This window comes from Mesorhizobium sp. (genome assembly GCF_005063415.1).
Lineage (GTDB): Bacteria > Pseudomonadota > Alphaproteobacteria > Rhizobiales > Rhizobiaceae > Mesorhizobium.
The window spans coordinates 1-8,811 of record NZ_SUEG01000188.1; the positions used below are offsets into that span (position 1 = coordinate 1).

Annotated in this window: 8 protein-coding genes and 2 pseudogenes; 7 read left to right on the forward strand and 3 right to left on the reverse strand. The window is 64.0% G+C overall.

The features are described 5' to 3' along the window. The 6 genes from E5W70_RS28860 to E5W70_RS28885 form a co-directional block, all read left to right on the forward strand. The coding region (locus E5W70_RS28860) for a hypothetical protein (RefSeq protein WP_292664703.1) at nt 1-1,157 on the forward strand (1,157 nt) is incomplete at its 5' end. Nucleotides 1,158-1,320: 163 nt separating this feature from the next. Next, entirely contained in the window at nt 1,321-2,625 is a 1,305-nt protein-coding gene (locus tag E5W70_RS28865) for an ABC transporter substrate-binding protein (RefSeq protein ID WP_292664704.1), read from the forward strand. A gap of 86 nt (nt 2,626-2,711) precedes the next feature. Beyond that, nucleotides 2,712-3,593, forward strand: coding sequence for a branched-chain amino acid ABC transporter permease (locus E5W70_RS28870; protein WP_292664705.1), 882 nt, complete (start codon nt 2,712-2,714; stop codon nt 3,591-3,593). Beyond that, nucleotides 3,590-4,552 (forward strand): branched-chain amino acid ABC transporter permease, encoded by a 963-nt coding sequence (locus tag E5W70_RS28875; protein ID WP_292664706.1) that lies wholly within the window; start codon nt 3,590-3,592, stop codon nt 4,550-4,552. The genes E5W70_RS28870 and E5W70_RS28875 overlap by 4 nt, the downstream gene beginning before the upstream one ends. Beyond that, nucleotides 4,549-5,277: an ABC transporter ATP-binding protein gene (locus E5W70_RS28880; RefSeq protein WP_292664707.1), complete on the forward strand. Its 729-nt coding sequence runs from the start codon at nt 4,549-4,551 to the stop codon at nt 5,275-5,277. Before E5W70_RS28875 ends, E5W70_RS28880 begins: the two co-directional genes overlap by 4 nt. Further along, nucleotides 5,270-5,989, forward strand: a complete 720-nt coding sequence (locus E5W70_RS28885; protein ID WP_292664708.1) for an ABC transporter ATP-binding protein — start codon at nt 5,270-5,272, stop codon at nt 5,987-5,989. The genes E5W70_RS28880 and E5W70_RS28885 overlap by 8 nt, the downstream gene beginning before the upstream one ends. Here the strand turns inward: E5W70_RS28885 and E5W70_RS28890 are convergent, their stop codons facing one another. Both E5W70_RS28890 and pncA read right to left on the reverse strand, forming a co-directional pair. Then, complete coding sequence (locus E5W70_RS28890; RefSeq protein WP_292664709.1) at nt 5,990-7,417, reverse strand: sodium:proton antiporter; 1,428 nt, start codon at nt 7,415-7,417, stop codon at nt 5,990-5,992. Between the two features lie 40 nt (nt 7,418-7,457). Then, nucleotides 7,458-8,057, reverse strand: coding sequence for a bifunctional nicotinamidase/pyrazinamidase (gene pncA / locus E5W70_RS28895; protein WP_292664710.1), 600 nt, complete (start codon nt 8,055-8,057; stop codon nt 7,458-7,460). 272 nt (nt 8,058-8,329) lie between these two features. Between pncA and E5W70_RS28900 the strand changes: the two are divergent. Next, a pseudogene (locus tag E5W70_RS28900) lies at nt 8,330-8,569 on the forward strand (FAD binding domain-containing protein); the annotation flags it as partial. 68 nt (nt 8,570-8,637) lie between these two features. On the opposite strand, the pseudogene E5W70_RS28905 reads toward E5W70_RS28900, so the two are convergent. Further along, nucleotides 8,638-8,793: pseudogene (locus E5W70_RS28905) on the reverse strand (FAD binding domain-containing protein); the annotation flags it as partial. Nucleotides 8,794-8,811 lie beyond the last annotated feature (18 nt).

Consider the following 8,811-nt stretch of genomic DNA (forward strand, 5'->3'; position numbering starts at 1 on the left):
CCGTCAGCCTGGTATCCTTTGCCGGCTTTGCAATTCTGATTGCCGCCGGCCTGTTCGGCAGTCGCGATCCGCTCTCCAACCCGCTGCCGTTGACCATATGGACATTGCTCTGGGTTGGCCTGGCTTTGCTGCAAGGGCTCGCCGGCGATCTCTGGTCGTGGGCCAATCCGTGGTACGGGCCGTGCCGCGTCGTCTCGCGCCTGCTAGGTGGCAAGGAGCCGCGGCGGCTCCCATCACGGCTCGGCTATTGGCCGGCTTTCCTGCTGTTCTTCGCCTTCGCCTGGTTCGAGCTTATCGACCCGGCGCCCGACGATCCGGCGCGGCTGGCCCGGGCCGCCGGCCTCTACTGGCTGCTGAGCTTCGCCGCCATGCAGGTCTTCGGCTACCGCGACTGGAGCCTGCGCGGTGAGTTCCTGACCGTGTTCTTTTCGATGGTGGCGCGCTTCGCTATCGTCGAACGCAACGAGGATGGCCGGCTCAAACTTTGCTGGCCGGGCGCCAAGCTGCTTGGTGCCGCGCCGCTACCGCTCAGCGGCGTCGCTTTCCTGCTGCTTGCGCTGTCGTCGGTGTCCTTCGACGGCCTGTCGAAAACCTTCTTCTGGCTAGGCTGGTTCGGCATCAATCCGCTGGAATTTCCTGGACGCACCGCTTTGGTCGGCATCGGCAGTTTCGGCCTTGTGCTGAGCTTTGCCGTGCTTGCGGCCGTGTTCGCGCTCGCCGTCTTTCTTGGCCAGCACCTTGCCGGCAGCAAGCATTCCCTCGGTCACGCCGCCGGGCTTTTGGTCTGGTCGATTGTGCCGATCGCGCTCGCCTACCACTTCGCGCACTATCTGACGGCGCTGCTGGTCGACGGCCAATATGCGATTGCCGCTCTCTCCGACCCGTTTGCGCTGGGCTGGAACCTGTTCGGTACCGCCGACATGCCAATCGAAGCCGGCGTCGTCGCCGGCGCCGGCTCGGCTTGGTGGCTGTGGAACCTCCAGGCCGGCGTCATCATTGCCGGCCACATGCTTGCTGTGCTTGTCGCCCATGGCTTGGCCTGGCGGCTGCACCCCATTCCGGCTCGCGCCGCGCTCAGCCAGTTCCCGCTCACCGTGCTGATGATCGCCTACACCGTCCTCGGCTTGTGGCTGCTTGCGACGCCGAGCGCCGGATGAACCAGGTGCGCGATGGCCGTCAATCGAACCTTGGGGAAAGCTCGCTTGCCACGTCAGAGCTTTGGTGATTTAGTTTGTACACATGCAATTTTCGGCCCTCTTAACAAGAGCGGCCCGCCTCACTACAGCCATTGGTCAAAGCTCAAAAACAAGGGGAACTGCCGTGACTGACAAGAATGGGTTTTTCGATCTCTCCAGATCCGCTCTCACCCGCCGCACGGCGCTGAAGGGCCTTGCCGCCGGCGCCGGTCTTGCCGTCGCGCCGGGTTTCGTGCGTTACAGTCAGGCGCAGAGCTCGGCGCCGATCAAGATCGGCTTCCAGTCGCACCGCACCGGCATCGGCGCCGCCTATGGCCGCTGGTACGAGAAGACCACGGCGGCTGCCGTCAAGGCGATCAACGATGCCGGCGGCATCAACGGCCGGCAGGTCGAGGTGATCATCGAGGATGACGGCACCGATCCCGGCCGGGGCGCCGAAGTCGTCGGCAAGTTCGCCTCCCAGCACAAGACCGACATAGTCTACGGCACGCTGTTTTCGCATGTCGTCATCGGCTCGGCGCCGGCCGCCGGAGAGGCCAAGATGCCCTATTTCGTCGTCAGCGAAGGCCACCACGTCGCGTCGACCAAGTTGAACCGCTACGTCTTCCAGCCCGGCATCACCGACGTGAAGAGCCAGATCCAGTCGATGGCGCCGTGGATTGCCGCCAACGCCGGCAAGAAGGTGACGCAGATATTCCCCGATTTCGCCTTCGGCTACGATCATCGCGACTACCTTCCGCCGGCGCTGAAGGCGCAAGGCGCCGAGGTTATCGCCCAGATCGCCATCCCGCCGACGGAATCCTCCTTCACCAAATATTTCCCGCAGATCCCCGCAGAGACCGAGGTGATCTACCACGTCATGGTCGGCCCGGCGGTGCTCACCTTCGTCAAGGAGCTCGGCGAGTTCTACGGCTCCAATCGGCCACAATTGTTCGGCTTCATCGATTCGCTCGAAGCCACCGATATCAACAGCCCCGGCCTCGAATTCCTCGACGGCAGCCATTTCTGGGAAGGTTCGCCGCGTTATGCGCAGCCCGATGACTCCCCTGCGCAGAAAGCCTACCGCGCCGCCGTCGGCATCGACGACAATGGTGCCGCCGTCGGCGATCCCAAGGACGTCTCCACCGCCGCGCACATGTTCGGCTGCTGGGAAACGCTCTACGTCGTCAAGAAGGCGATGGAGGATGCCGGCTACAAGGGCCCGGAAGACCGCGCCAAGCTGGTCGAGGCGACCGAGGCGTTGACCGAGTTCGCCGACGGGCCCGAGCATCCGCAGGGACCGAAAACCTTCAACGGCAAGATCCACCAGTGTTTTGGTATCCAGAACATCTCTAAGGTCGAAGGCGGCCGGCTGAATGTCGTCCACAAGACCAAGATCGAGGACGGCCTCTACGAGCCGGAAGGGGATTACACCACGCAGGCGCTGTGAGCTTGGCTGCTGCAGCAAGCGTGAGCGCCAAGACACCCCCCTCTGGCCAGAGGGGGGTGCTTCGCGCATCCGCCGGTGCTTAGCCGATGCACTTCGGACCCCACCTGCTCCTCGCCGCCCTCGAAGGCCTCGTCACCTCCGCCGTCCTGGCGCTGACGGCGCTTGGCCTGTCGCTGGTGTTCGGCGTCATGCGCGTCGTCAATGTCGCGCATGGCGAGTTCTTCATGCTGGGCGCGGTGCTTGCCTGGGCGATCTCTACGGCGATATCCGGCCATCCGGCGCTCGGCTTCCTGGCCGCCCTGGTGCTGGCACCGCTGATCGTTGGCCTGATCGCGCTGGTCGCCGAACGGCTGGTGCTGCGCCGGCTCAACTACAATCCGGAAGCCACCATCGTCGCCACCATCGGCATGCTCTACATCATCCAGCAACTGGCGCTGACCTTCTACGGCCCGGAGGCGCGGCCGGTGGAGCCCCCGTTCAGCTACCGCATCCTCCTGCCGTGGTTCGGCTATTCCGGCTACAAGCTGTCGATCATCGCTGCGTCCGCGCTGCTGCTGGTCGCGACCTGGCTGGTGCTGACGCGCACGAAAATCGGCCTCATCATGCGCGCCACGCAATATGACAGCGAGACGGCGCAGGCCTTCGGCATCCCGGTGACCAAAGTCTATGCCGGCGTTTTCGCGCTCGGCGCCATGCTGGCGGCTGTGGCCGCGGTGCTGATCGTGCCGATCAGCCAGGCCCACTATCTGATGGGGCAGGACCCGCTGCTGCTCTCGTTCATCGTCGTCATCATCGGCGGCCTTGGTTCGTTGCGCGGTACGGTCGTCGCCGCTGTGCTGATCGGCCTTTCCGACGGCATCATCTCGGTGTTCTTCTCGCCGACGCTGGCCAAGATCATCGCCACCTTGCTTGTCGCCATGGTGCTGGTGTTCCGGCCGCAGGGCCTGTTCGGGACGACATCGCGATGAAGGATGCTTCGCCGGCAAAGCCATATGCGCTGCACCTCGGCGTCATCGCCCTGCTTTTCACACTTAGCTTCGTCCTGCCGGAATACCATCACGGCCTGCTCGCCCGCATCATGGTGCTGGCGGTCTTCGCCATGGGCTACAATCTGCTGTTCGGCTATGTCGGGCTGCTCAGCCTCGGCCATGCCATGTTCTTTTCGGCCGGGCTCTATGGCGCCGGGCTTGCCGTCATCCATCTCGGCTGGAGCGTGCCGGCCGCCTTCGCAGCCGGGTTTGCCTGCGGCGCGCTGCTTGCGCTGGTGATCGGGCTGCTGGCGCTGCGCACCTCCGGCGTCGCCTTCATGATCGTCACCATGATGTTCGCGCAGGTATTCTATCTCGTCATCCTCTATCTCGCCGCCTGGACCGGTGGCGACCAGGGCATGGTCGTGCCGCAGCCGATGCGGGTCCTTGTCCTGGGCAGCACGTCACTCGACCTCACCAATCCGACCGTGCGCTATATGAGCGCGCTGACGCTGTTCTCGATCGTGCTGCTCATAAGTCTGGCGATAGTCCGCTCCGGCTATGGCCGCGTGCTGGTCGCCATCCGCGAGAACGAGGAGCGGACCAAGATGCTTGGCTACGATACGTTCTCCAACAAGCTCGCTGCCGTCGTCATCTCAGGCAGCATCTGCGCGGCTTCCGGCGCGGCCTATGCGCTGCTATTTGGCTATGTCGGCTCGAGCTTCGCCTCGGTGCAATATTCCATCCTGCCGCTGCTCTGGGTGCTGCTGGGCGGTGCCGCCACCACGCTCGGTCCGCTGATCGGCACGCTGTTCATGTATTACGTCATCGACGTCGCCAGCGGCTACACCTCGGCCTATCTGCTGATCGTCGGCATTGCGCTGATCCTGCTGGTGCTGTTCTTCCCGAGAGGCATTCTCGGCAGCATCCGCCAGCGCTGGCTGGGTTGGCTGCCATGATGCCGCTTTTGACCACCAAAGGCCTGTCGCGCAGTTTCGGCGGCTTGCGTGCCGTCGACGGCGTCGACTTCGCGCTGATGCCGGGCGAGATCCGCGCCGTCATCGGCCCCAACGGTGCCGGCAAGACCACCTTCGTCAGCCTGGTCAGCGGCCGCATCCAGCCATCCTCGGGCACGATCGTCTTCGACGGCGCCGACATCACCAATCTGCCGGCCTACGCCAGGGTCCGCCTCGGCATCGCCTATACCTTCCAGATCACCAGCGTCTTTGCCAATCTCAGCGCTTACGACAATGTTGCCCTGCCGGTGCAGCGCACGCTGACCGACGGCCGCTCGAAGGGCGCGGTTCACACCGGCGTCATGGCGGCGCTCGAGCGTACCGGCCTTGCCGACCGGGCGCAAATGCCGGCCGGGCAGCTGTCCTACGGTCACCAGCGGTTGCTGGAAGTGGCGATGGGGCTGGCACTGAAGCCGCGGCTGCTGATTCTCGACGAACCGACGCAAGGGCTGGCCGACAGCGAGATCGACAATTTCATCGAGCTGGTGCGCGAGATCGCCGATAGCGCCACCGTGCTTTTGATCGAGCACAACATGCCGGTGGTCATGCAGCTCGCCGACCGCATCACCGTCTTCAACGCCGGCAGGATTTTAGCTGAAGGCACGCCCGAGCAGATCCGCGCCAATGCCGCGGTGCAGGACGCCTATCTGGGGACGACCCATGGCTGAGGCCCAGTCCAAGGCACTGACGATCTCCGGGCTTGATTGCTTCTATGGCGAGGTCCAGGTGCTCTATGGGCTCGATCTCGTGTTGAACGAGGGCGAGGTGCTCTGCCTGTTCGGCCGCAACGGCGCCGGCAAGACGACGACGCTGAAGGCGATCATGGGCCTGGTGCCGGCAAGCGCCGGCTCGATCCGGCTCGAAGGGCGGGAGTTGACCGGCCTGCCGGCGCATGAGGTGCCCAAGGCCGGCGTCGCCTACGTGCCGCAGGGCCGGCGGCTGTTCGCCGAGATGACGGTGGCGGAAAACATCGAGATCGGCCTGATGGCCCGCAACAAGGGCAAGGCGACGCGCGAAAACGTGCTCGATCTCTTCCCGCTGCTGCGCCAGCGCCTCAGGCAGCGTTCGGGCACGCTATCCGGCGGCGAGCAGCAGATGCTGGCCATGGCCCGCGCCCTGTGTCTGGAACCGCAGGTGCTCCTGCTCGACGAGCCGACCGAAGGGCTGATGCCGTCGATGATCGCCAAGATCCGCGAAACCGTGTCGAAGCTGCGAGCGCTCGGCGTGTCGACAATTCTTGTCGAGCAGCGCGTCGATGCCGTGCTGTCGGTTGCAGACCGCGTTTGCTTCATCGAAAACGGCCGCAACCGCGAGACGGTCGATGTCGAGGAACTGCGTGCCGATCCCTCGGCGGTCCGTCGCTATGTCGGCGTCGGATGATCAGGCAAAGAACAGCAAGCCGGCGAGCAGGAATGTCGGGATCAGCACGGCACCCGACCATGCCATATAGCCAAAGAAGCTCGGCATCTTGATGCCGCGATGCCTGGCAATGGCATAGACCATGAAATTCGGCGCATTGCCGACATAGGTGTTGGCGCCCATGAACACCGCGCCTGCCGAGATCGCTGCCAGCGTCGAGGCGAGCTCGGTCATCAGATGCTGCGCATCGCCGCCGGCCAGTTCGAAGAACACCAGATAGGTCGGCGCATTGTCGAGGAAGGACGACAGCGCCCCGGTCAGCCAGAAATAGGCAAGGTTGTCGGGCGCGCCGGTCGGCGAACTGACCAGCAGCACCAACGGCGCCAGCGCGCCGTCGAGGCCGGCCCGCAATATGGCGACGACCGGCACGATGCAGATGAAGATGCTGGCGAACAGCTTCGCCACCTCGGCGATCGGCCCCCAGCTGAAGGCGTTTGCGCCGCGAAACTCCTTCGGCGAGACGACAAGCGACGTGAAGGCCAGTATCAGGATGGCGGCGTCGCGCACCAGATTCTGCAGCTCGAGGCTGACGCCCTGGAAAGCGAAGCTCACTCCCGGCTTCCAGGCAGCGGAAATCAGGATCGCGGCGATCACCCCGGCCAGCAGCGGGATGTTGGCCAGGCCACGAATGCGCACCTTGCTGTCGGGCGTCGGATCCTTGATCTTCGGCGCGCCTTCCTCGCGGTGATGCAAGATGATGTCGATCGCCAGGAAAACCATCAGCACCACGCCGGCGACGAACAGCGTCTCGGGCAACAGGTGAACTGTCGTCCAGAAGAAATCGACGCCGCGCAGAAAGCCGACGAACAGCGGCGGATCGCCCAGCGGCGTCAGCGACCCGCCGATGTTGGACACCAGGAAGATGAAGAAGATGACGACATGGGCGTTGAAGCGCCGGTTGTCGTTGGCGCGGATGAGCGGCCGGATCAGGATCATCGAGGCGCCGGTTGTGCCAATGATCGAGGCAAGCACAGCCCCGCCCAGCAACAGCCCGGCATTGACCAGCGGCGTGCCGTGTATGTTGCCGGCAACGAAGATGCCGCCCGAAATGGTGAACAGCGCAAACAGCAGGATGATGAAAGACATGTATTCGGTGAGCAGCGCATGCAGCACCGCCTGCGTGGCCGACGGGATGCCGAAGGCGATGGCCAGCGGCCCGATCACCAACGCTGCCCAGAAGGCAGCGATCTTGCCGTAATGGTGCTCCCAGGCATGACGGAAGAGCAACGGGCCGGTCGCGATGCAAAGCAACAGCCCGGCAAACGGCAGCACCCACCACAGCGACATGGCGGCGCCCGGCAATTCGTGCGCTTCGGCCGCGAGAACCGCTCCCGGAGAAAGGATTGCGGCAATCAGGGCAGCACTTGCCGTCAACGCCGCAAACCGCATGAAGCCCCTCAAAAATCTGTCAGGTTCGGCTGGATGACGTTCAAATCAGTGCCACGCCGGCATCGCGCATCCGGCCCAGCATCCTCTCCATGGAGCCGTTGAGATCGATGCCGCGGCAGGCGTCGAGACGCACGGACGTCGCAAAACCGAGCTTGACCGCGTCGAGCGCCGAAAAGGCGACGCAGAAATCCGTCGCCAGGCCGACCAAGGTCAGCGTCTCGATGTTCCGATCCCGGAGATAGCCGGCAAGGCCGGTCGGCGTCGTCCGGTCGTTCTCGAAGAATGCCGAATAGCTGTCGATCGCAGGACGGAACCCCTTGCGGATCACCAGCTCGGCCTTGCTCCAGGCCAAGCCCGAATGGAAGTCCGAACCAAGGCTGCCCTGGATGCAGTGATCAGGCCACAGCGTCTGCTCGCCATAAGGCATATCGATCGTTTCGAACGGTCGCTTGCCGGGGTGGCTGGAGGCAAAGCTCGAATGCCCGGCAGGGTGCCAGTCCTGCGTCAGCAGGACGTGCTCGGTCCGCCGGATCAGATCATTGACCAACGGCACGATTTCGTCGCCACCGGCCACTTCCAGGGCGCCACCCGGGCAGAAATCGTTCTGCAGGTCGATGACGACAAGCGCTTCGTCGGCCATGGAGCCTCCTTATTTTCTTGGTCTTGAGCTTAGGCTCCAATGAAAACGCGACCGGACGCAGAAACTTGACCAGATGGCCGGCTGCGTCAACCTCTCATGGCATAACAAATGCGTTCCGGGCGCACCGGTGCCCATAGCCGTGCAAACTCTGGCTTTGACAATTCCTGCCGGCTTGATATCATTTGCATACGAATGAATTTCCTGCCTTGAGTGCTCGGGAAAATCTTTCGGCAGGATCCCCTCTCGGGAAGCCCATTCTGGGAAGGCAAAGCGTGATCCGTTACGCAAAACCCACCACGGTCGACGACGCCCTCGCTTTGCTGGGCGAAGGGCAATGGCGCATTCTCGCCGGCGGCACCGACTTCTATCCGGCACAGGGCAGCAAGCCTTTCCGCGACAATGTCCTCGATATCAATGGCCTGGTGGCATTGCGCGGCATTGCCGAAGCCGAAAACCATTGGCTCGTCGGCGCGCGCACCACCTGGACCGATCTCGTCCGCCATCCGCTGCCGGCGGTCGCGGGTTTCGGAATGCGGATTGCCGTGACCATTTCGCCGGGCTGCAGTGCGGTGCGACGGTTGCCGAGGATGAATTCTGCAAGGGGCAGATGCCGGGTCGCCACCGCGGAACGCAGTTCGACCTCGGCGTCGAGCACCAGCAGCGCCGGCACGCCGTCGGCGGCCGGCGAGGCATTGCAGAGATTGCCGGCAATCGAGGCAACGTTCTGGATCTGCACCGAGCCGACTTCCCGCGC

Bases quoted from the DNA above. Each gene is read 5' to 3' on its own strand.
- E5W70_RS28870 (WP_292664705.1), top strand. From the start codon at position 2,712: ATGCACTTCGGACCCCACCTGCTCCTCGCCGCCCTCGAAGGCCTCGTC.
- E5W70_RS28875 (WP_292664706.1), top strand. From the start codon at position 3,590: ATGAAGGATGCTTCGCCGGCAAAGCCATATGCGCTGCACCTCGGCGTC.
- E5W70_RS28880 (WP_292664707.1), top strand. From the start codon at position 4,549: ATGATGCCGCTTTTGACCACCAAAGGCCTGTCGCGCAGTTTCGGCGGC.
- E5W70_RS28885 (WP_292664708.1), top strand. From the start codon at position 5,270: ATGGCTGAGGCCCAGTCCAAGGCACTGACGATCTCCGGGCTTGATTGC.
- E5W70_RS28890 (WP_292664709.1), bottom strand. From the start codon at position 7,417: ATGCGGTTTGCGGCGTTGACGGCAAGTGCTGCCCTGATTGCCGCAATC.
- pncA (WP_292664710.1), bottom strand. From the start codon at position 8,057: ATGGCCGACGAAGCGCTTGTCGTCATCGACCTGCAGAACGATTTCTGC.